The 22713-nt window shown below is 69.4% G+C and carries 21 protein-coding genes; 20 read left to right on the plus strand and 1 reads right to left on the minus strand.

The features are described 5' to 3' along the window. Positions 1-17: 17 nt before the first annotated feature. From rho to ACZ4NT_RS10500, 20 genes are all read left to right on the plus strand, one after another. Positions 18-2084 (plus strand): transcription termination factor Rho, encoded by a 2067-nt coding sequence (rho, locus tag ACZ4NT_RS10405; RefSeq protein WP_467724672.1) that lies wholly within the window; start codon positions 18-20, stop codon positions 2082-2084. Positions 2085-2257: 173 nt separating this feature from the next. Next, positions 2258-4069 (plus strand): trypsin-like serine protease, encoded by a 1812-nt coding sequence (locus ACZ4NT_RS10410; RefSeq protein WP_467724674.1) that lies wholly within the window; start codon positions 2258-2260, stop codon positions 4067-4069. A 208-nt stretch (positions 4070-4277) separates the two neighbouring features. After that, entirely contained in the window at positions 4278-5417 is a 1140-nt protein-coding gene (locus tag ACZ4NT_RS10415) for an LCP family protein (protein WP_467724676.1), read from the plus strand. A 181-nt stretch (positions 5418-5598) separates the two neighbouring features. Further along, complete coding sequence (rpmE, locus tag ACZ4NT_RS10420; RefSeq protein WP_010984345.1) at positions 5599-5820, plus strand: 50S ribosomal protein L31; 222 nt, start codon at positions 5599-5601, stop codon at positions 5818-5820. A 135-nt stretch (positions 5821-5955) separates the two neighbouring features. Then, positions 5956-7032: a peptide chain release factor 1 gene (gene prfA / locus ACZ4NT_RS10425; protein ID WP_121405986.1), complete on the plus strand. Its 1077-nt coding sequence runs from the start codon at positions 5956-5958 to the stop codon at positions 7030-7032. A 53-nt stretch (positions 7033-7085) separates the two neighbouring features. Beyond that, the gene (gene prmC / locus ACZ4NT_RS10430) at positions 7086-7931 is read left to right on the plus strand and encodes a peptide chain release factor N(5)-glutamine methyltransferase (RefSeq protein ID WP_467724678.1); all 846 of its coding nucleotides are present in this window, start codon (positions 7086-7088) and stop codon (positions 7929-7931) included. A gap of 53 nt (positions 7932-7984) precedes the next feature. Then, the gene (locus ACZ4NT_RS10435) at positions 7985-8632 is read left to right on the plus strand and encodes an L-threonylcarbamoyladenylate synthase (RefSeq protein WP_121405988.1); all 648 of its coding nucleotides are present in this window, start codon (positions 7985-7987) and stop codon (positions 8630-8632) included. 52 nt (positions 8633-8684) lie between these two features. Further along, positions 8685-9332, plus strand: coding sequence for an arsenate reductase/protein-tyrosine-phosphatase family protein (locus tag ACZ4NT_RS10440; RefSeq protein ID WP_121405989.1), 648 nt, complete (start codon positions 8685-8687; stop codon positions 9330-9332). 70 nt (positions 9333-9402) lie between these two features. After that, a complete protein-coding gene (locus ACZ4NT_RS10445; RefSeq protein WP_467724680.1) occupies positions 9403-10641 on the plus strand; it encodes a serine hydroxymethyltransferase in 1239 nt (412 codons plus the stop codon). A 129-nt stretch (positions 10642-10770) separates the two neighbouring features. Beyond that, positions 10771-12108, plus strand: a complete 1338-nt coding sequence (locus ACZ4NT_RS10450) for an MraY family glycosyltransferase (RefSeq protein ID WP_121405991.1) — start codon at positions 10771-10773, stop codon at positions 12106-12108. 281 nt (positions 12109-12389) lie between these two features. Beyond that, positions 12390-12827 (plus strand): hypothetical protein, encoded by a 438-nt coding sequence (locus ACZ4NT_RS10455; protein WP_121405992.1) that lies wholly within the window; start codon positions 12390-12392, stop codon positions 12825-12827. 225 nt (positions 12828-13052) lie between these two features. Further along, on the plus strand, positions 13053-13874 hold the full coding sequence (gene atpB, locus ACZ4NT_RS10460) for a F0F1 ATP synthase subunit A (protein WP_121405993.1): 822 nt from the start codon (positions 13053-13055) through the stop codon (positions 13872-13874). A gap of 75 nt (positions 13875-13949) precedes the next feature. Continuing rightward, positions 13950-14180 (plus strand): ATP synthase F0 subunit C, encoded by a 231-nt coding sequence (gene atpE, locus ACZ4NT_RS10465; protein WP_121405994.1) that lies wholly within the window; start codon positions 13950-13952, stop codon positions 14178-14180. A gap of 42 nt (positions 14181-14222) precedes the next feature. Next, entirely contained in the window at positions 14223-14768 is a 546-nt protein-coding gene (locus ACZ4NT_RS10470) for a F0F1 ATP synthase subunit B (RefSeq protein ID WP_121405995.1), read from the plus strand. Continuing rightward, the gene (locus tag ACZ4NT_RS10475) at positions 14765-15580 is read left to right on the plus strand and encodes a F0F1 ATP synthase subunit delta (RefSeq protein ID WP_121405996.1); all 816 of its coding nucleotides are present in this window, start codon (positions 14765-14767) and stop codon (positions 15578-15580) included. Before ACZ4NT_RS10470 ends, ACZ4NT_RS10475 begins: the two co-directional genes overlap by 4 nt. A gap of 124 nt (positions 15581-15704) precedes the next feature. Then, positions 15705-17294 carry a F0F1 ATP synthase subunit alpha gene (atpA, locus tag ACZ4NT_RS10480; RefSeq protein WP_121405997.1) on the plus strand — a complete coding sequence of 530 codons (1590 nt, stop codon included), beginning with the start codon at positions 15705-15707 and terminating at the stop codon, positions 17292-17294. A gap of 21 nt (positions 17295-17315) precedes the next feature. Then, complete coding sequence (locus ACZ4NT_RS10485; RefSeq protein ID WP_121405998.1) at positions 17316-18233, plus strand: F0F1 ATP synthase subunit gamma; 918 nt, start codon at positions 17316-17318, stop codon at positions 18231-18233. Then, a complete protein-coding gene (gene atpD, locus ACZ4NT_RS10490) occupies positions 18233-19669 on the plus strand; it encodes a F0F1 ATP synthase subunit beta (protein WP_121405999.1) in 1437 nt (478 codons plus the stop codon). Before ACZ4NT_RS10485 ends, atpD begins: the two co-directional genes overlap by 1 nt. A 118-nt stretch (positions 19670-19787) precedes the next feature. After that, positions 19788-20162 carry a F0F1 ATP synthase subunit epsilon gene (locus ACZ4NT_RS10495; protein WP_121406000.1) on the plus strand — a complete coding sequence of 125 codons (375 nt, stop codon included), beginning with the start codon at positions 19788-19790 and terminating at the stop codon, positions 20160-20162. 138 nt (positions 20163-20300) lie between these two features. After that, complete coding sequence (locus ACZ4NT_RS10500; protein ID WP_121406001.1) at positions 20301-20747, plus strand: DUF2550 domain-containing protein; 447 nt, start codon at positions 20301-20303, stop codon at positions 20745-20747. Between the two features lie 84 nt (positions 20748-20831). Here the strand turns inward: ACZ4NT_RS10500 and ACZ4NT_RS10505 are convergent, their stop codons facing one another. Next, entirely contained in the window at positions 20832-22670 is a 1839-nt protein-coding gene (locus tag ACZ4NT_RS10505; RefSeq protein WP_467724684.1) for a glycosyl hydrolase family 18 protein, read from the minus strand. Positions 22671-22713 lie beyond the last annotated feature (43 nt).

Below are 22713 nucleotides of genomic sequence, written 5' to 3' on the forward strand. Positions count from 1 at the left end.
CCAGGGAAGGACCCTTCGTGAGCGACACCACCGATCTGATGGGCGCACGTGTCGAGGAGACCGCTGCCGCGCCCGCCACGGACGCCTCCGCGCCTGCCACCGGTGCCGGCTCCCGGCGGCGCCGTGGCACCGGCCTCGACGGCATGGTGCTGGCCGAGCTGCAGCAGGTCGCATCCGGCCTCGGCATCAGGGGCACCGCGCGTATGCGCAAGAGCCAGCTGATCGAGGTCATCAAGGAGGCGCAGGCCGGGGGAGGCGCGGCGAAGACCGCCGACACCGCCGAGACCAAGCCGAAGCGCCGCGCCACGTCCAAGGCGCGCACGGGTGACGAGTCCGCGCCCGCCGCGAAGACCGCCGACAAGTCGGCGGAGAAGGCCGAGAAGGCCGCCGAGAAGGCCGTGGCCCAGCAGCAGATCGAGATCCCCGGCCAGCCGGCCGGCGGCCCCTCCCGTGCGGGCGAAGCCGAGCGCGGGGGAGACGAGGCCCCCGCGGGCGAGCGCCGCCGGCGCCGGGCCACCGCCGAGGCGGGTGCCCCCGAGACGGTCGCCGCCGAGGCGAAGAGCGAGCCCAAGGCCGAGGCCTCCGTCGACGGCGAGGGCGCCGAGGGCCGTCAGGGCCGCCGTGACCGCCGCGATCGCGACCGGGACCGGGGCGACCGCGGTGAGCGTGGGGACCGCGGTGGCCGCGACCGTGGCCGGGGCAAGGGCGACGACCAGCAGCAGGGCGGCGGCCAGGGCGGCGGCGGTCAGCAGCGCCAGGACCGGCAGGACCGCCAGCAGCAGGGCGGCGGCCGCCAGGACCGGCAGCAGCGGGACAACGGCCCCCAGGACGACGACGACTTCGAGGGTGGCCGCCGCGGCCGCCGGGGGCGTTACCGCGACCGCCGCGGCCGTCGTGGCCGTGACGAGTTCGGCGCCAACGAGCCGCAGGTCGCCGACGACGACGTCCTGATCCCCGTCGCGGGCATCCTGGACATCCTCGACAACTACGCGTTCATCCGCACCTCGGGCTACCTGCCCGGGCCGAACGACGTGTACGTCTCGCTCGCCCAGGTCCGCAAGAACGGCCTGCGCAAGGGTGACCACATCACCGGCGCGGTCCGTCAGCCGAAGGAGGGGGAGCGTCGCGAGAAGTTCAACGCGCTCGTCCGCCTCGACTCCGTCAACGGCATGGCGCCCGAACACGGCCGCGGCCGACCGGAGTTCAACAAGCTGACGCCGCTGTACCCGCAGGACCGCCTCCGCCTGGAGACGGACCCGGGCGTGCTGACGACCCGGATCATCGACCTCGTCGCGCCGATCGGCAAGGGCCAGCGCGGTCTGATCGTGGCCCCGCCGAAGACCGGCAAGACCATGATCATGCAGGCGATCGCCAACGCGATCACGCACAACAACCCCGAGTGCCACCTGATGGTCGTCCTGGTCGACGAGCGTCCGGAAGAGGTCACCGACATGCAGCGGTCGGTCAAGGGCGAGGTCATCTCCTCGACCTTCGACCGTCCGGCCGAGGACCACACCACGGTCGCCGAGCTCGCCATCGAGCGTGCCAAGCGCCTGGTGGAGCTGGGTCACGACGTCGTCGTCCTGCTCGACTCGATCACGCGTCTGGGCCGTGCGTACAACCTCGCGGCGCCCGCCTCCGGCCGCATCCTGTCCGGTGGTGTCGACTCGACCGCGCTCTACCCGCCGAAGCGCTTCTTCGGTGCGGCGCGCAACATCGAGGACGGCGGCTCGCTGACCATCCTGGCCACCGCGCTGGTCGACACCGGCTCGCGCATGGACGAGGTGATCTTCGAGGAGTTCAAGGGCACCGGCAACGCCGAGCTCAAGCTCGACCGCAAGCTCGCCGACAAGCGCATCTTCCCGGCGGTGGACGTGGACGCGTCCGGCACCCGTAAGGAAGAGATCCTGCTCGGCAGCGACGAGCTCGCCATCACCTGGAAGCTGCGCCGGGTGCTGCACGCGCTCGACCAGCAGCAGGCGATCGAGCTGCTTCTCGACAAGATGAAGCAGACGAAGTCGAACGCCGAGTTCCTGCTGCAGATCCAGAAGACGACGCCGTCGCCGGGCAACGGCAACGACTGACGTCAGCCGCACGAACGCCGAGGGCCGCCCCCGTCACGCAAGTGACGGGGGCGGCCCTCTGTGGTGCCGGGGGCCGGGGTACGATCGCGACTTCATCTTGAGTCGAAGAAGTCTTCGATTATTGTTCGACGACGCTTCGGCCTCTCAACTCTTGACTCTGTGGGGGGACTTGAGTGAGCACCACCCTGTCCGGAGCCGGGCGTCACAGACGCCGGATCCGCATAGCCGTGCCCGTGGCGGCTGCCTCGCTGGCCGCCGTCGTCGCCGGAGCGATGCTGATGTCGTCCGCCGACGCCGCCACCGCGCTGCCGAAGCCGACCGTCAAGCCCGCCACCAGCTCGGCGACGCTCGCCGAGCTGACGGAGCGGGTGGCCGGCGCGGTCGCCGGTGACGACACGGCCGGCGAGACGCCGAAGAAGGCCTCGCTCAGCGCCGGCACCACCGCCTCGGGCATCGACCCGAAGATCATCGGTGGCACCGAGACCACCATCACGTCCGCTCCGTGGATGGCGCAGCTCTGGTACTACGACGACCAGGGCACATCGAGCGAGAGCGACGACCTCGGCTTCTTCTGCGGCGGCGCCGTGATCTCGCCGACGAAGATCCTCACCGCCGCGCACTGCGTCGACGGCTACGACTGGCACGCCAACGGCGCCGTCATCACCGGCACCTCGCAGCTGCCGACGACGGACGAGGCGGACGACACCGACCTGCACGGCGGCACCGTCTCCGGCGTCTGGCGCCAGTGGGACCACCCCTCGTACAGCGACGCGACCATCGACAACGACATCGCGGTCCTGACGCTGCCGAACCCGATCGCGGCCAAGCCGATCAGGATGACGACGTCCGGTGACACCGCGTCGTACGCGGCCGGCACCGAGGCCACCCTCTACGGCTGGGGCCGCACCACCTCCACCACCGAGGACATCTCCGAGACGCTGAAGACGGCGCAGCTGCCGATCCAGTCGGACAGCACCTGCGCCGGCTACTACGGCAGCGACTTCGTCAAGGGCCACATGGTCTGCGCGGGCAAGCCGGCGACCGGCAGCGACACCGGCACCACCTCCGCCTGCAACGGTGACTCCGGCGGCCCGCTCGTCGTGAACGGCCGCATCGTCGGCGTCGTCTCCTGGGGCGTGAAGGACTGCGTCGAGGAAGGCGCGTACAGCGTCTTCTCCAAGGTCAGCACCTACGCGGGCGCCGCCTATCCGCGCGTCGAGGACACCAACCTCAGCGGCGACGACAAGGCCGACCTGTTCCTGCGCGAGGACTCCTCCGAGGAGGGCTTCGAGAAGGACTCCAAGGGCACGTCGTTCGCGGCGCGCGAGTCGTGGGGCGACTGGAGCGGCGTCAACGTCATCCTGCAGGCCGATCTCGACCGGGACGGCTACCAGGACCTGGTGATCCGCCGCAGCGCCGACGGCGACGTCTTCTGGCTGCACTACGTGCCGGCCACCGGCACCTGGGGCACCAAGCAGATCTTCGACAACTGGAAGACCCGCACCCGCATCGTCGCCCCCGGCGACGTCACCGGGGACGCCCTGCCCGACCTGCTCTCGGTCGACTCGGCCGGCGCCCTGTGGATCTACCCCGGCAAGGGCACCGGCTCCTTCTCGACCCGCGTCCAGGTGGGCACCGGCTGGAACCAGTACAACTCGGTGCGCGGCCACGGCGACTTCACCGGTGACGGCAAGGCCGACCTGATCACCCGCAGCAAGAGCGGCTCGTACGTCTACCTGTACAAGGGCACCGGCAAGGCCGGCACCGGAGCGTTCTCCTCCCGCATCAAGGTGCGCACCTGGAGCGGCTACAACGCCTTCGACGCCCCCGGTGACGTGACCGGCGACGGCAGGGCCGACTTCCTGGCCCGCACCCCCGGCGGCACGCTCTACCTGTACAAGGGCACGGGCAAGGCCACGTCGGAGATCTTTGCCACAAGGATCTCGATCGGCACGGGCTACCAGCAGTACGACATCTTCGGCTGAAATCGCAGGTGAGCGCGGATCCGCCGCAGCTCGCCGGTCACGCAGTGTGCCCATCGCTCCACGCGGTGGGCACACTGCGTTGTGCAACCCTTTCCCGGGTTTCCCCGTCTGACCGTACGGAGTGACCATGGACCGGTACGCGTCGTGACAGACCGGGCCTAGCCCTGAAACCAGGGGGTAACCGACCGAAACAAGGACTGAGGAGCACATGTCTGCCGAGAGCACGCCGGTACCCGGCACACCTCCGGAACCCGGCCCGAACGGCCCCCGCCACCGCGCCCCGGGCCGCCGCAGCGCCCCCCGCGGCAACCGCCGCAAGGGCCTGCTCGTCACGGCCTGGGCCGCCGCGGGCATCGTCGCCCTGGGCGGCACCGGGCTCGGGTACCTGTACTTCAAGCTCAACGGCAACATCAAGAGCGTCGACATCAACCAGGCCCTCGGCAGCGACCGGCCGCTGGACGTCGACAACGGCTCGCAGGACATCCTCGTCCTCGGCTCGGACACCCGCTCGGGCACCAACAAGAAGCTGGGCGGCGGCACCGACGACGGCTCGGCCCGCTCGGACACGGCGATGGTCGTGCACGTCTACAAGGGCCACAAGAAGGCCAGCGTCGTCTCGATACCCCGCGACACCCTCGTCGACCGGCCCAGCTGCACCGACGGCAAGGGCGTGACCCACGACGCCGCGTCGCAGGTCATGTTCAACTCCGCGTACTCCACCGGCGGCGCCGCCTGCGCCGTCAAGACCGTCGAGTCGCTCAGCGGTATCCGCATGGACCACTACGTCGAGGTCGACTTCAGCGGCTTCGAGAAGCTCGTCGACGACCTCGGCGGGGTGGACATCACCACCACCGAGGACATCTCCGACCCGGACAGCCACCTGAAGCTGAAGGCCGGGAGCCACACCCTCGACGGCGAGCAGGCGCTCGGCCTGGTCCGCACCCGGCACGGCGTCGGCGACGGCTCCGACCTCGGCCGCATCCAGCTCCAGCAGGCGTTCATCAAGGCACTGGTCGAGCAGGTCAAGGAGCTGGGCGTCCTGACCAGTCCGAAGAAGCTCTACGACGTCGCCGACACCGCCACGAAGACCGTGACCACGGACTCGGACCTGGCCTCCGTCAAGGACCTCGCGTCCTTCGCCGGCGGATTCAAGGGCATCAGCGCCTCGAAGATGACCATGGTGACCATGCCGGTCCGGTACGACAGCGCGGACGCCAACCGGGTCCTGGTCGAGAAGACCAAGGCCGGGCAGGTCTGGAAGGCGCTGAAGGCCGACCGGGCGATTCCCGAGTCGGCCACCGAGGGCACGGCGACCGGCGAGGCCAAGGGCGTCGTCAGCTCCGGCTGACCGTCCGGGGCCGTCCGGGACACCCTCGGGACGGGGTCGGGAAGGCCCCGGGGAATAGAACGTCCCCCACCCCGGTTTTGGGGGATGCGCCCAGTCCTGGCAGACTGGTACGTCGGCTCCGGTTCACGCACCCGCATCCCGCGGCGGCGACCCGGCGCCCTCCCGAAACTAGGAGACACCCTTGAAGCGCGACATCCACCCCGAGTACGTCGAGACGCAGGTCAGCTGCACCTGTGGCGCGTCGTTCACCACCCGCAGCACGATCTCCAGCGGCACCGTCCGCGCCGAGGTCTGCTCCGAGTGCCACCCGTTCTACACGGGCAAGCAGAAGATCCTCGACACCGGTGGCCGTGTGGCCCGCTTCGAGGCCCGCTTCGGCAAGGCTGCAGCTGCCAAGAAGTAGCGAGCCCACAGCGCCGGTCTCCGGTGTCCCCGCGCAGGGGACGCCGGGACCGGCGCTTTGCGGTGCAGCCCCCATTCGTCGTACCTACGTCCCCCACGCTCGTGTCCGAGCGGGGACAGCCCATTGGAGCCGGAGATGTTCGAGGCGGTCGAGGAACTGATCGGCGAGCACGCCGATCTGGAGAAGAAGCTCGCTGACCCGTCGGTCCACGCCGACCAGGCCAACGCGCGCAAGCTCAACAAGCGCTACGCCGAGCTGACCCCGATCGTCGCGACGTACCGCTCCTGGAAGCAGACCGGGGACGACATCGGCACGGCGAAGGAGTTCGCCGTCGACGACCCCGACTTCGCCGCCGAGGTGAAGGAACTGGAGAAGCAGCGCGAGGAGCTCACCGAGAAGCTCCGTCTGCTGCTGGTCCCGCGCGACCCCAGCGACGACAAGGACGTGATCCTGGAGGTCAAGGCGGGCGCGGGCGGCGACGAGTCGGCCCTGTTCGCCGGCGACCTGCTGCGCATGTACCTGCGCTACGCCGAGCGCGTCGGCTGGAAGACCGAGATCATCGACGCCACCGAGTCCGAGCTCGGCGGCTACAAGGACGTCCAGGTCGCCGTGAAGACCAAGGGCGGCAACGGCGCGACCGAGCCCGGCCAGGGCGTCTGGGCCCGCCTGAAGTACGAGGGCGGCGTGCACCGCGTGCAGCGGGTGCCCTCGACCGAGTCGCAGGGCCGCATCCACACCTCCGCCGCCGGTGTGCTCGTCACGCCCGAGGCCGAGGAGGTCGACGTCGAGATCCACGCGAACGACCTGCGGATCGACGTCTACCGCTCGTCCGGACCCGGCGGGCAGTCGGTGAACACCACCGACTCCGCGGTGCGCATCACGCACCTTCCCACCGGAGTCGTCGCCTCCTGCCAGAACGAGAAGAGCCAGCTGCAGAACAAGGAGCAGGCGATGCGTATCCTGCGCTCCAGGCTCCTCGCGGCGGCCCAGGAGGAAGCGGAGCGGGAGGCCGCGGACGCCCGCCGCAGCCAGGTCCGCACCGTCGACCGCTCCGAGAAGATCCGCACGTACAACTTCCCGGAGAACCGCATCTCGGACCACCGCGTCGGCTTCAAGGCGTACAACTTGGACCAGGTGCTCGACGGTGACCTCGATGCCGTGATCCAGGCGTGCGTGGACGCCGACTCGGCGGCCAAGCTCGCCGCCGCCTGAGCCACCCCCGCACGCTCCCGCACACGAGAACAGCTCAGTCCCGGAGGACCAGCGTGAACCTGCTGCTCGCGGAAGTGGCCCAGGCCACCCAGCGGCTGGCCGACGCCGGCGTGCCCTCGCCGCGCAACGACGCGGAGGAGCTCGCCGCCTTCGTGCACGGCGTGAAGCGGGGCGAGCTGCACTCCGTCAAGAACACCGACTTCGACGCCCGCTACTGGGAGGTGATCGCGCGCCGCGAGGCGCGCGAGCCGCTCCAGCACATCACCGGCCACGCCTACTTCCGCTACCTGGAGCTGCAGGTCGGTCCCGGCGTCTTCGTGCCCAGGCCCGAGACCGAGTCGGTCGTCGGCTGGGCCATAGACGCGGTGCGCGCCATGGACGTCGTGGAGCCGCTGATCGTCGACCTGTGCACCGGCTCGGGCGCCATCGCGCTGGCCCTCGCCCAGGAGGTCCCGCGCTCGCGCGTGCACGCCGTGGAGCTGTCCGAGGACGCCCTGAGGTGGACGCGCAAGAACGTCGAGGGGTCCAGGGTCGACCTGCGCCAGGGAGACGCCCTGGAGGCCTTCCCGGACCTCGACGGCCAGGTGGACCTGGTCATCTCCAACCCGCCGTACATCCCTCTCACGGAATGGGAGTACGTCGCCCCGGAGGCCCGCGACTACGATCCCGAACTCGCCCTGTTCTCCGGCGAGGACGGGCTGGACCTCATCCGCGGCATCGAACGCACCGCGCACCGGCTGCTGCGGCCCGGCGGGGTCGTCGTGATCGAGCACGCCGACACGCAGGGCGGCCAGGTCCCGTGGATCTTCACCGAGGAGCGGGGCTGGGCCGACGCGGCCGACCACCCGGACCTCAACAACCGGCCGCGGTTCGCGACCGCCCGCAAGGCGATGCCGTGAGCACGCCCACCGTTTCTCCCAGCCAGCTGTACGTGTACGAGGAGGCCCGCTAAATGGCACGGCGATACGACACCAACGACGCGACCGACCGCGCGACCGGGCTGCGCGAGGCCGCGTCCGCCGTCCGCCGTGGCGAGCTCGTGGTGCTGCCGACCGACACCGTGTACGGCGTCGGGGCCGACGCGTTCAGCTCCGAGGCCGTCGCCGACCTGCTGGAGGCCAAGGGCCGGGGCCGCAACATGCCCACCCCCGTCCTCATCGGCTCCCCGAACACCCTGCACGGGCTCGTCACGGACTTCTCCGAGATGGCCTGGGAGCTCGTCGACGCGTTCTGGCCCGGCGCCCTCACGCTCGTCGCCAGGCACCAGCCGTCCCTGCAGTGGGACCTGGGCGACACCCGGGGCACCGTCGCCGTGCGCATGCCGCTGCACCCGGTCGCCATCGAGCTGCTCACCGAGGTCGGCCCGATGGCCGTCTCCTCCGCCAACCTCACCGGCCACCCCTCTCCGGAGGACTGCGACGCCGCGCAGGAGATGCTCGGCGACTCGATCTCGGTCTACCTGGACGGCGGCCCGACCCCGGGCATCGTCCCCTCCTCGATCGTCGACGTGACCGGCAAGGTGCCCGTTCTGCTGCGCGAGGGGGCACTGTCCGCCGGAGAGCTGCGCAAGGTCGTACCCGACCTCGAGGTGGCGAATTGACAGCCCCTGACTCCCCCCGGCTCTCGACTCCGCTCGACCAGGGAGCACCCCCATGCGTGGCATAGGCACGGGGATCACGGAGGCCAACGGGTCCCCCCAGGGGTCCTTCCGCATCCTCCACGTCAGCACCGGCAACGTGTGCCGCTCGCCGATCACCGAGCGGCTGACCCGCCATGCCCTGGCGGACCGCCTCGGTGACCCCCTGTGGGGCGGTCTGATCGTGGAGAGCGCGGGCACCTGGGGCCACGAGGGCGCACCCATGGAGGCCAACGCCGAGGCCGTGCTGGCCGACTTCGGCGCGGACGCCTCCGGCTTCGTCGGGCGTGAACTCCTCGACGACCACGTCATCCGGGCCGACCTGGTGCTGACGGCCACCCGCGACCACCGCGCCCAGGTCATCTCCATGGGCCACTCGGCGGGTCTGCGCACCTTCACCCTCAAGGAGTTCACCCGGCTGGTGCGCGCCATAGACCCGGCGACCCTGCCCCCGCTGGACGACGGCGTGGTCGCCCGCGCCCGCGCTCTGGTGAGGGCCGCGGCCGCGCTACGCGGGTGGCTCCTCGCCCCGACGGCGGAGGCGGACGAGGTGTACGACCCGTACGGCGCCCCGCTGCCGTTCTTCCGCTCGATCGGCGACGAGATCAACGAGGCGCTGGATCCGGTCGTCACGGCGCTGACGGGTGTGCCCGCCCGGACCTGACACCGGGCGTGCCACCGGTCCCGGTTCTACATTGGACGTAGCCACGCCCCGCCGAGGTCCGGAGTCCACCATGCCGGTCACACCCATGCTCGAAGCGGACGTCCTGCGCCGGCAGGACCCGGAGCTCGCCGACATCCTGCTCGGGGAGCGCGACCGGCAGTCGGCCACCCTGCAGCTCATCGCCGCCGAGAACTTCACCTCGCCCGCCGTGCTGGCCGCGCTCGGGTCGCCGCTCGCCAACAAGTACGCCGAGGGCTATCCCGGCGCCCGCCACCACGGCGGCTGCGAGATCGTCGACCTCGCCGAGCGCCTCGCGGTCGACCGTGCCAAGGCCCTGTTCGGTGCCGAGCACGCCAACGTGCAGTCCCACTCGGGGTCCTCGGCGGTGCTCGCCGCGTACGCCGCGCTGCTGCGACCGGGCGACACCGTGCTGGCGATGGGCCTGCCGTTCGGCGGCCACCTCACCCACGGTTCGCCCTCGAACTTCTCCGGCCGCTGGTTCGACTTCGTCGGGTACGGCGTGGACGCGGAGAGCGGGCTGATCGATCACGAGCAGGTGCGCGGCCTGGCCCGCACGCACCGCCCGAAGGCGATCGTGTGCGGTTCCATCTCCTATCCGCGGCACATCGACTACGCCGCCTTCCGGGAGATCGCCGACGAGGTGGGCGCCTACCTGATCGCGGACGCCGCGCACCCCATGGGGCTCGTCGCCGGGGGAGCGGCGCCGAGTCCCGTGCCGTACGCCGACGTCGTGTGCGCCACCACGCACAAGGTGCTGCGGGGTCCGCGCGGCGGGATGCTGCTGTGCGGCGGCGAGCTGGCCGAGCGCCTGGACCGGGCGGTGTTCCCGTTCACCCAGGGCGGTGCGCAGATGAATGCGATCGCCGCCAAGGCCGTCGCGTTCGGCGAGGCGGCAACACCGGGCTTCTCGGCGTACGCCCATCAGGTGGTCGCGAACGCGCGCGTGCTGGCCGCGGCGCTGGAGGCCCAGGGCCTCGCGATCACGACCGGGGGCACCGACACCCACCTGCTGACCGTCGATCCGGCGCCGCTCGGTGTCGAGGGGCGCACCGCGCGCGGCCGGCTCGCCGCGGCGGGTCTGGTCCTGGACACCTGCGCGCTGCCGCACGGGGACGCGCGCGGGCTGCGGATCGGCACCGCGGCGGTCACCACGCAGGGCATGGGCGAGGCGGAGATGGTGCAGATCGCCGTACTGTTCGGGAGTGTGCTGCGGGAGGACGCCGCGAGCGGAGCCGCACGTGAAGAAGTACGGGAGCTGACCGGAAGATTTCCCCCGTATCCCGGCTAGCGACGGGTGGGCGGCTCTGCGGGCACAGGCACTCGTGCAACCATCGTCGCTACCCGGAAGTCCTCACTCATATGCGCGCGAAGCTAGGGTGTGGGGCTGTGATGGCCAGCGAGACCTGTGGGGAAGCCCGTGCGTGAATACCTGCTGACGCTCTGCATCACGGCCGCGGTGACGTATCTGCTGACAGGGCCGGTACGGAAGTTCGCGATCGTGGCCGGAGCCATGCCGGAGATCCGGGCACGTGACGTGCACCGGGAGCCCACTCCGCGGCTCGGCGGGATCGCGATGTTCTTCGGACTGTGCGCCGGGCTGCTGGTGGCGGACCACCTGGAGAACCTGAACGGGGTCTTCGCCAGCTCCAACGAACCGCGGGCGCTGCTGTCGGGCGCCGCGCTGATCTGGCTGATCGGCGTCCTGGACGACAAGTTCGAGATCGACGCCCTGATCAAGCTGGGCGGCCAGATGATCGCCGCGGGCGTCATGGTCATGCAGGGTCTGACGATCCTCTGGCTGCCCATCCCGGGTGTCGGTCTCGTCGCGCTCACCCAGTGGCAGGGCACGCTGCTGACCGTCGCCCTGGTGGTGATCACCATCAACGCCGTCAACTTCGTGGACGGCCTCGACGGGCTCGCCGCCGGCATGGTGTGCATCGCCTCGGCGGCGTTCTTCCTGTACGCGTACCGCATCTGGTACAGCTACGGCATCGAGGCCGCCGCCCCGGCGACGCTGTTCGCGGCGATCCTCATGGGCATGTGCCTGGGCTTCCTGCCGCACAACATGCACCCCGCGCGGATCTTCATGGGCGACTCCGGGTCGATGCTCATCGGGCTGGTGCTCGCCGCCGGTGCGATCTCCATCACGGGGCAGATCGACCCCGACGCGATGAACCTGTTCTCCGGCTCGGAGCGCAACACCGTGCATCAGACGGTGCCCGTCTACATCCCGCTGCTGCTGCCGCTGACGATCATCGCCGTGCCGGCCGCCGACCTGGTGCTCGCGATCGTGCGGCGCACCTGGCGGGGCCAGTCGCCCTTCGCCGCCGACCGCGGGCACCTGCACCACCGACTGCTGGAGGTCGGCCACTCGCACAGCCGGGCCGTCCTGATCATGTACTTCTGGTCGGCGGTGATCGCCTTCGGCGCCCTCGCGTACTCGGTGAACTCGGCGTCGATGTGGATCGTGCTCGGCGTCATGCTGTTCAGCGCGGTCGGACTCGTGCTGCTCCTGCTGCCGCGCTTCACCCCGCGCATCCCGCGCTGGGCCGAGCGCTTCGTGCCGCCGCGCTACCGCCGCCGGGGAGCGGTCGCCCCCGTGGCGGGGGAGGGCGCCCCGTCGGCCGCGCACGCGCAGGACGAGGAGGAGCCCCGCACCCCGGTCGTCACAGGCGTCTCAGGAGTCAACGGGGCCACCGCAGTTGGTGTCCGGGAGCGCCGGCTGGACCGGCGCGGGGCCGGGTCCTCGCGCTGACGCCAGGTAAGAATCCTGCAAGAGCGGCGCTCGCAAAGCGGCTCGATACCAGACAAGTTGGCGCCGATTCTGCACAGACGCGCGGATTAACTCTCATGTGTGACAGCGAGCACACCAACCAGGTAAAGACCTCATCAAATAGTTTGTGATACGGTTCACGAGAACCCGGGATAGAGCCGAAGGGCCGTGATGCGACGGCCTCTTGGCGTGAGGAACGCACTCGGCCCGGGACTACGCTCGTCCATGACGACACGCCCCCCTTAGCAAGCGGAGTTGCCGCCATGCCGTCCAATGACGCCCGGATTCTCCTTCAGGCCGCTGTGCCCACAGCTGCCGTCGGCGCGATTGCCGCCGTCGTCAGTGGTGTGGTCGCCGGCGGCAAGGGAGCTGTCGGGGCGATCGTCGCGACGCTGGTGGTGATCCTCTTCATGGGTCTCGGGCTCTACGTGCTGCAGCGCGTCGCCGCATCGCTCCCGCATCTCTTCCAGGCGATGGGCCTGCTGCTCTACACGGCGCAGATCCTGCTGCTCTTCATCTTCGTCGCCGTGTTCAAGAACACGACGCTGTTCAACCCCAAGGCCTTCGCGATCACGCTCGTCGCCGCCACGCTCACGTGGATCGGCGCGCAGGCGCGTGCCCACATGAAGGCCAAGATCCTCTACGTCGAGCCCGACTCCTCGAAGGACGACAAGCCCGAGAACTCGGGGCACTCGTCGTGAGGGGTAGGGCCGGGATAAAGGCGCGTGGGAGATCCTGCTATCGTCCGGTGCCAACTGCGGCATCGCGGGCGCGGGCATCTGAGCTGACGCCTGCTCAATCGCGAGGCTTGATGCCCCACAGCCGCCCCCACATCCGTAACACCAGTCCAGTGCCGAACCGCGGCTGCGCGCCGCGCCGACACAACGAGGTTGCCGTACCTATGCGCCACGCTGAAGGAGCCCGCGGTGAGTGCTGACCCGACGCAGGTGCTCGCCTTCGAGACCGATTGCCACATCTTCGACGGCTGTGGATTCCCGGCTCCCGGCCTGCACTCGTTCCTGTTCGAGCCCCTCTGGGGCGACGGTGACAGCAACGTCTACTTCAACAAGACGATGCTGCTGGCGCTGCTCGGCTCCGTCATCGTCGTGGCCTTCTTCTGGGCCGCCTTCCGCAAGCCGAAGGTCGTCCCCGGCAAGCTGCAGATGGTCGCCGAGGCGGGATACGACTTCATCCGCCGCGGTGTCGTCTACGAGACGATCGGCAAGAAGGAAGGCGAGAAGTACGTCCCGCTCGTCGTCTCGCTGTTCTTCTTCGTCTGGATGATGAACCTCTGGTCGATCATCCCGGTCGCCCAGTTCCCGGTCACCGCGATCATCGCGTACCCCGCGGTTCTCGCACTGATCGTCTACATCGTCTGGGTCTCGCTGACGTTCAAGCGGCACGGATTCGTCGGTGCGTGGAAGAACATCACCGGCTACGACAAGTCGCTGGGCCCGGTTCTGCCCCTGGCCATGTTCATCGAGCTCCTGTCGAACATGCTCGTCCGGCCGTTCACGCACGCGGTGCGACTCTTCGCGAACATGTTCGCGGGTCACACCCTGCTGCTGCTGTTCACGATCGCCAGCTGGTACCTGCTCAACGGCTTCGGGATCGTCTACTCGGGCGTCTCGTTCATCATGGTCCTCGTCATGACGGCCTTCGAGCTGTTCATCCAGGCCCTGCAGGCGTACGTCTTCGTGCTTCTGACCTGCACCTTCATCCAGGGCGCGCTCGCCGAGCACCACTGAGCGACCCACCCCAAGACCCCCTAGTTGTTCGGTGGCCAACCCCCACCGGCCAGTTCACAGCAAAGGAATGCAGACATGATGAACCTCGCTGCCGAGGTCACCGGCTCGCTCGGTTCCATTGGCTACGGTCTCGCCGCGATCGGTCCCGGCGTCGGCGTCGGCATCATCTTCGGTAACGGCACCCAGGCCCTGGCCCGTCAGCCCGAGGCCGCCGGTCTGATCCGCGCCAACCAGATCCTCGGCTTCGCCTTCTGTGAGGCGCTCGCCCTCATCGGTCTGGTCATGCCGTTCGTCTACGGCCCCTGATCCCCCCGATCAGCGACAGCCCACTAGACGAAAGGCACTGACATGAGCCACCTGCTCATTCTGGCGGCCGAGGAGAAGGAAAACCCCCTCGTCCCGCCGATTCCCGAGCTCGTCATCGGCCTGATCGCCTTCGTCATCGTCTTCGGCTTCCTGGCCTGGAAGCTCCTCCCGAACATCAACAAGGTTCTGGAGCAGCGTCGCGAGGCCATCGAGGGCGGTATCGAAAAGGCCGAGGCCGCTCAGACCGAGGCCCAGAGCGTTCTTGAGCAGTACAAGGCTCAGCTCGCCGAGGCCCGTCACGAGGCCGCGCGCCTGCGCCAGGAGGCACAGGAGCAGGGCGCCACGCTCATCGCGGAGATGCGCGCGGAAGGCCAGCGGCAGCGTGAGGAAATCATCGCCGCCGGTCACTCCCAGATCGCGGCCGACCGCAAGTCCGCCGCGCAGGCCCTGCGCCAGGACGTGGGCAAGCTCGCCACCGACCTGGCCGGCAAGCTCGTCGGTGAGTCCCTCGAGGACCACGCCCGGCAGAGCCGGACCATCGACCGCTTCCTCGACGAGCTCGAGGAGAAGGCCGAGGCCGCGCGATGAACGGAGCGAGCCGCGAGGCCCTGGCAGCCGCACGTGAGCGTCTCGACGCGCTGACGGACTCGACGTCCGTGGACGCGGCGCAGCTCGCCGACGAGCTGGCCGCCGTCACCGCGCTGCTCGACCGCGAGGTGTCGCTGCGTCGGGTCCTGACCGACCCGGCGCAGTCCGGCGAGGCCAAGGCCGAACTGGCCCAGCGCCTCCTCGGCAGCCAGGTCAGCGGCGTGACCGCCGACCTGGTGGCCGGTCTGGTGCGTTCCCGCTGGTCACAGCCGCGCGACCTGGTGGACGCGCTGGAGGAGCTGGCGAATGTCGCCGAGCTCACGGTGGCCCAGCGGGCCGGCGCGCTCGACGACGTCGAGGACGAGCTGTTCCGGTTCGGCCGGATCGTCTCCTCGAGCACCGAGCTGCGCGCCGCGCTGACCAACCGCGCCGCCGGCAAGGCCGCCAAGGGCGAGCTGCTGCGCAGCCTGCTCGGCGGCCGGGCCAACCCGGTGACCGAGCGACTGATGACGCGCCTCGTGACCGTGCCGCGTGGACGTAGCCTGGAAGCGGGACTGGAGTCCCTGTCCAAGCTCGCCGCCGCGCGCCGGGACCGCATGGTCGCCGTCGTCACCTCGGCGGTACCGCTGAGTGACGGACAGAAGCGGCGCCTCGGCGACGCTCTGGCGAAGCTCTACGGGCGCCGGATGCACCTCAACCTCGACGTGGACCCCGAGGTCCTCGGCGGGATCCGGGTGCAGGTCGGTGACGAGGTCATCAACGGCTCCATCGCGGACCGGCTCGAAGAGGCCGCCCGCCGCATGGCGAGCTAGCAGCAACTTCATACGCAAGAACGCAGTTACGGCCCTCGTTGGGCCGTTGCAGAGGATTCCTGGGGGTCGCCCCCAGACCCCCAAAGTGAAACTTCGGGCCCAACAAGGAGAGCAGGGAACCCAGATGGCGGAGCTCACGATCCGGCCGGAGGAGATCCGGGACGCGCTGGAGAACTTTGTCCAGTCGTACAAGCCGGACGCGGCCTCGCGCGAGGAGGTCGGTACGGTCACCCTTGCCGGCGACGGCATCGCGAAGGTCGAGGGCCTCCCCTCGGCCATGGCCAACGAACTGCTGAAGTTCGAGGACGGCACCCTCGGTCTTGCCCTCAACCTCGAGGAGCGCGAGATCGGCTGCGTCGTCCTCGGCGAGTTCAGCGGCATCGAGGAGGGCCAGCCGGTCACCCGTACCGGCGAGGTGCTGTCGGTCGCCGTGGGCGAGGGCTACCTCGGCCGCGTCGTCGACCCGCTCGGCAACCCGATCGACGGCCTCGGCGAGATCGAGACCAGCGGTCGCCGCGCCCTCGAGCTGCAGGCCCCGGGCGTCATGGCCCGTAAGTCGGTGCACGAGCCGATGGAGACCGGCTACAAGGCCGTCGACGCGATGACCCCGATCGGCCGTGGCCAGCGTCAGCTGATCATCGGTGACCGCCAGACCGGCAAGACCGCCCTGGCCGTCGACACGATCATCAACCAGCGCGACAACTGGCGCACCGGCGACCCGAAGAAGCAGGTCCGCTGCGTCTACGTCGCCATCGGCCAGAAGGGCTCGACCATCGCCTCCGTGCGTGGCGCCCTCGAGGACGCCGGCGCGCTGGAGTACACGACCATCGTCGCCGCCCCGGCGTCCGACCCGGCCGGCTTCAAGTACCTGGCGCCGTACACCGGCTCGGCCATCGGCCAGCAGTGGATGTACGAGGGCAAGCACGTCCTCATCATCTTCGACGACCTCTCGAAGCAGGCCGACGCCTACCGCGCCGTGTCCCTGCTGCTCCGTCGCCCGCCGGGGCGCGAGGCCTACCCGGGTGACGTCTTCTACCTGCACTCCCGCCTCCTGGAGCGCTGCGCGAAGCTCTCCGACGAGATGGGCGCGGGCTCGATGACCGGTCTGCCGATCGTCGAGACGAAGGCCAACGACGTCTCGGCGTTCATCCCGACCAACGTCATCTCCATCACCGACGGCCAGTGCTTCCTGGAGTCGGACCTGTTCAACGCCGGTCAGCGCCCCGCGCTGAACGTCGGTATCTCCGTCTCCCGAGTCGGTGGTTCCGCGCAGCACAAGGCGATGAAGCAGGTTTCCGGCCGACTTCGTCTGGACCTCGCCCAGTACCGTGAGCTGGAGGCGTTCGCCGCCTTCGGTTCCGACCTGGACGCCGCGTCGAAGTCCCAGCTGGAGCGCGGTCAGCGTCTGGTGGAGCTGCTCAAGCAGCCCCAGTACCAGCCGATGCCGACCGAGGACCAGGTCGTCTCCGTGTGGGCCGGTACCACCGGCAAGATGGACGACGTCCCGGTCGACGACATCCGCCGCTTCGAGAAGGAGCTCCTGGAGTTCCTGCACCGCAAGGAGCAGGGCCTCATGACCTCCATCAAGGAGGGCGGCAAGATGTCGGACGACACGCTGACCGCCGTCGCGGACGCCATCACGGAGTTCAAGAAGCAGTTCGAGACCTCGGACGGGAAGCTTCTCGGCGAGGACGCTCCGGCCGCCGCCAAGTGACGTAAGGAAGGGACCTGACTCATGGGAGCCCAGCTCCGGGTCTACAAGCGTCGCATCCGATCCGTCACCGCGACCAAGAAGATCACCAAGGCGATGGAGATGATCGCCGCCTCGCGCGTCGTCAAGGCGCAGCGCAAGGTGGCGGCCTCCGCGCCGTACGCGACCGAGCTCACCCGCGCGGTCACGGCGGTCGGTACCGGGTCGAACACCAAGCACCCGCTGACCACGGAGGCGGAGACGGCGACCCGTTCCGCGGTGCTGCTCCTCACGAGCGACCGCGGACTGGCCGGCGCCTTCAACTCCAACGCCATCAAGGCCGCGGAGCAGCTGACCGCACGTCTCGAGGCCGAGGGCAAGGAGGTCGACACGTACATCGTCGGCCGCCGCGGTCTGGCCCACTACAACTTCCGCGAGCGCAAGGTCGCGGAGTCGTGGTCGGGTTTCACCGACGAGCCCACGTACGCGGACGCGAAGAAGGTTGCGGGTCCGCTGATCGAGGCCATCGAGCAGGACACGGCTGAAGGCGGCGTGGACGAACTCCACATCGTCTACACCGAGTTCGTCTCGATGATGACGCAGACGGCGATCGACAGCCGGTTGCTTCCCCTCAGCCTCGAAGAGGTCGCGGAGGAGACGTCCACCAAGGGCGAGATCCTTCCGCTGTACGACTTCGAGCCGTCGGCGGAGGACGTCCTCGACGCCCTGCTGCCCCGGTACGTCGAAAGCCGTATCTACAACGCGCTGCTCCAGTCGGCTGCTTCCAAGCACGCCGCCACGCGCCGCGCGATGAAGTCGGCCACCGACAACGCGGGAGACCTGATCACCACGCTCTCCCGACTTGCCAACGCGGCCCGCCAGGCCGAAATCACCCAGGAAATCAGCGAGATCGTCGGTGGCTCCGCAGCCCTCGCCGACGCGACCGCGGGGAGTGACAAGTAATGACGACCACTGTTGAGACGGCCGTTGCCACGGGCCGCGTCGCCCGGGTCATCGGCCCGGTCGTCGACGTGGAGTTCCCCGTCGACGCGATGCCGGAGATCTACAACGCCCTGCACGTCCAGGTCGCCGACCCGGCGCAGGAGGGCGAGCTCAAGACGCTGACCCTGGAGGTCGCCCAGCACCTGGGTGACGGCCTGGTCCGCACCATCTCGATGCAGCCCACCGACGGTCTGGTCCGCCAGGCCCCGGTGACCGACACGGGCACGGGCATCAGCGTCCCGGTCGGCGACTTCACCAAGGGCAAGGTGTTCAACACCCTCGGTGAGGTGCTGAACGTCGACGAGCAGTACACGGGCGAGCGCTGGTCCATCCACCGCAAGGCCCCGAACTTCGACGAGCTCGAGTCGAAGACCGAGATGTTCGAGACCGGCGTCAAGGTCATCGACCTTCTCACCCCGTACGTCAAGGGTGGAAAGATCGGTCTGTTCGGTGGTGCCGGCGTCGGCAAGACGGTGCTCATCCAGGAGATGATCTACCGCGTCGCCAACAACCACGACGGTGTCTCCGTGTTCGCCGGTGTCGGCGAGCGCACGCGTGAGGGCAACGACCTCATCGAGGAGATGGCGGAGTCGGGCGTCATCGACAAGACCGCGCTGGTCTTCGGTCAGATGGACGAGCCCCCGGGCACCCGTCTGCGCGTGGCCCTGGCCGGTCTGACCATGGCGGAGTACTTCCGCGATGTGCAGAAGCAGGACGTGCTGTTCTTCATCGACAACATCTTCCGCTTCACGCAGGCCGGTTCCGAGGTCTCGACCCTGCTCGGCCGTATGCCCTCCGCGGTGGGTTACCAGCCGAACCTGGCCGACGAGATGGGTCTCCTCCAGGAGCGCATCACCTCGACCCGTGGTCACTCGATCACCTCGATGCAGGCGATCTACGTCCCCGCGGACGACCTGACCGACCCGGCCCCGGCCACCACGTTCGCCCACCTCGACGCGACGACGGTTCTCTCCCGTCCGATCTCCGAGAAGGGCATCTACCCGGCCGTGGACCCGCTGGACTCCACGTCCCGCATCCTGGACCCCCGCTACATCGCGGCGGACCACTACAACACCGCGATGCGCGTCAAGACGGTCCTGCAGAAGTACAAGGACCTTCAGGACATCATCGCGATCCTCGGTATCGACGAGCTGGGCGAAGAGGACAAGCTCGTCGTCCACCGCGCCCGTCGCGTGGAGCGCTTCCTGTCCCAGAACACCCACGTCGCCAAGCAGTTCACCGGCGTCGACGGGTCGGACGTTCCGCTGGACGAGTCGATCACCGCGTTCAACGCGATCATCGACGGCGAGTACGACCACTTCCCGGAGCAGGCGTTCTTCCTGTGCGGTGGCATCGAGGACCTCAAGGCCAACGCCAAGGAGCTCGGCGTCTCCTGACGCCGGTCCCGCAATCGTGGCGAGAGGGGGCGGGTGCGTCCCGCCCCCTCTCGTACGCCTACTAGACTTTGACCCAACACCCGGCAGCAACGCCGGGTGGTGACCCGAGGAGCCCACCTTGGCTGCTGAGCTGCACGTCGAGCTCGTCGCCGCGGACCGCAGTGTCTGGTCCGGCGAGGCCACCCTGGTCGTCGCGCGTACCACGTCCGGCGACATCGGCGTCATGCCCGGTCACCAGCCGCTGCTCGGTGTGCTGGAGTCGGGCCCGGTGACCATCCGTACGAACGACGGTGCGACGGTCGTGGCCGCTGTGCACGGCGGTTTCATCTCGTTCGCGGACAACAAGCTCTCGCTGCTGGCCGAGATCGCCGAGCTGTCGGACGAGATCGATGTCCAGCGTGCGGAGCGGGCGCTCGAGCGCGCGAAGTCGGACGCGGACGCGTCCGCCGAGCGTCGCGCGGACGTCCGACTGCGTGCGGTGTCGGCTCGCTGACCCCAGCACGCACGTAATGACGTGACTCAGCCGCGGCCGGGACTGGAGCAATCCAGACCGGGCCGCGGCTGAGGCGATGCGGGTGCTTTTTTCCGTTCCGTTACCTGCTTTACCTAGGAGACGAGGAGGTCGGTGTCGATGGTCCTCGCTCTGACTGTGTGCGGGTTGGTAGTGGCGCTCGTGGTGGTGGGGCTGTTCGTCTTCGGTCTCCGCCGCCGGCTGATCCAGCGTTCCGGCGGAACGTTCGACTGCAGTCTGCGCTGGGACGTCCCCGAGAAGAGCGACACCAACGGCAAGGGCTGGAGCTACGGGGTCGCCCGCTACAACGGCGACCGCATCGAGTGGTACCGCGTCTTCTCCTACGCCCCCCGGCCGCGCCGCACCCTGGAGCGCTCGGCGATCGAGGTGGCGGGCCGCCGCGCCCCCGAGGGCGAGGAGGAGCTGGCGCTGCTCTCCGACGCGGTCATCCTCACCTGTCTGCACCGGGGCACGCGGCTGGAGCTCGCCATGAGCGAGGACGCGCTGACCGGTTTCCTCGCCTGGCTGGAGGCGGCCCCGCCCGGCCAGCGCGTGAACGTGGCGTGATGGCCGGCCGGGAGGCGAACGGAGTGCGCCGCGGACGGACCCGGAGGTCCGGCCGCGGCGCGACGGTGGGCGAGGGGTCGCGGGTCAGTTGAGCCCGCTGTTGATCGCGCTCACCAGCTCTCCGTTGCTGGTGTCACCGCTGAACTCCCAGAAGAACGCACCGCCCAGACCCTGGTTCTTGGCCCAGGTCATCTTCGAGCCGATGGTGGCCGGGGTGTCGTAGCTCCACCAGTTGGTGCCGCAGTGCGCGTACGCCGTGCCGGCGATGGTGCCGGTGGCCGGGCAGGACGACTTGAGGACCTTGTAGTCCTCGATGCCCTGCTCGTAGGTGCCCGCCGCGGGGCCGGTGGCCGTGCCGCCCGGCGCGTCCTGGGTGACGCCGGTCCAGCCGCGGCCGTAGAAGCCGATGCCGATCAGCAGCTTGCTCGCGGGCACGCCCTTCGCCTTGAACTTGGCCATCGCGTCGGCGGTGGTGAAGCCGGCCTGCGGGATGCCGCTGTACGAGGTGAGCGGGGAGTGCGGGGCGGTCGGGCCCTTGGCCTCCCAGGCGCCGAAGAAGTCGTACGTCATCACGTTGTACCAGTCGACGTACTGGGCGGCGCCCGCGTAGTCGGCCGCGTCGATCTTGCCGCCGGTGGAACCGTCGGCGGTGGTGGCCGCGGTGACCAGGTTGTTCGTGCCGAACTTGGCGCGCAGGGCCTGCATCAGGTTCTTGTAGGCCGCGGCACCGCTGGTGTCACAGGTCAGACCGCAGGCGTTCGGGTACTCCCAGTCGATGTCGATGCCGTCGAAGACGTCGGCCCAGCGCGGGTCCTCGACCAGGTCGTAGCAGGACTGGGCGAAGGCCGCCGGGTTCTTCGCCGCGTCGGCGAAGCCGCCGGACCAGGTCCAGCCGCCGAAGGACCACAGCACCTTGATGTTCGGGTACTTGGCCTTCAGCTGGCGCAGCTGGTTGAAGTTGCCGCGCAGCGGCTGGTCCCAGGTGTCGGCGACGCCGCTGACCGACTGGTCGGCGGTGAAGGCCTTGTCGTAGTCGGCGTAGGAGTCGCCGATTGCGCACTTGCCGCCGGTGACGTTGCCGAAGGCGTAGTTGATGTGCGTGATCTTCGAGGCCGAGCCCGACGTCACCAGGTTCTTGACGTTGTAGTTGCGGCCGTAGATGCCCCACTCGGTGAAGTAGCCGAGCTTGACCTTGTTGCCGGTGCCCGGGCCCGGGTTGGTGCCGCCGCCCGTGGTGTGCACCTTGACCGCGCCGCTCGCGGGGCCGGTCTGGTCCGCGGTGTCACGGGCCTGGACGGTGTAGGAGTAGTCGGTGCCGGCGCTCAGGCCGGTGTCCGAGTACGAGGTGGTGGTGACGGTGGCGACCTTGGCGCCGTCGCGCAGGACGTCGTAGTTCTTGACGCCCTTGTCGTCGGTGGCGGCGCTCCAGGAGATCTTCACCGAGGTGTCGGTGATGCCGGACGCGGTCGGGGTGCCGGGCGCCGAGGGGGCGGCGTCACCGGGAACCGTGGCCCCGTCGCAGCTGTCGCCGTTCAGCTTGCAGTTGGAGGGCGAGCCGGAGCCGGAGCCGTTGAAGCCGAAGGAGACGGAGGCGCCGGCGGCGAGCGTGCCGTTCCAGGCCTTGTTCTTCGCGGTCCAGTGGGTGCCGGAGCTGGTGACGTCCGCGTCCCAGGCCGAGGTGACGGACGTGCCGGAGGGGAAGTCCCACTCGATCGTCCACGAACTGATGCTGGTGGTGCCGGTGTTCTTGACGGTCCACTTGCCCTCGAAGCCCGAGCCCCAGTCCTGGGTCTTGGAGTACGTGGCGGTCGCGGAGCCGGCCGCCGCGGCGGGGCTCGCGAGCCCGACCAGGGCGGCGAACGGGAGCAGCAGGGTGGTGAGACCTGCGACGGCTCTGAGTCTGGCTCTCTGCCTGAAGCGCATGATGCCTCTCCTCTTCGTCTGTTCGCCGCCGGGGCCGCTGCAG

The sequence above is a fragment of the Streptomyces sp. NPDC026417 genome, assembly GCF_055567695.1.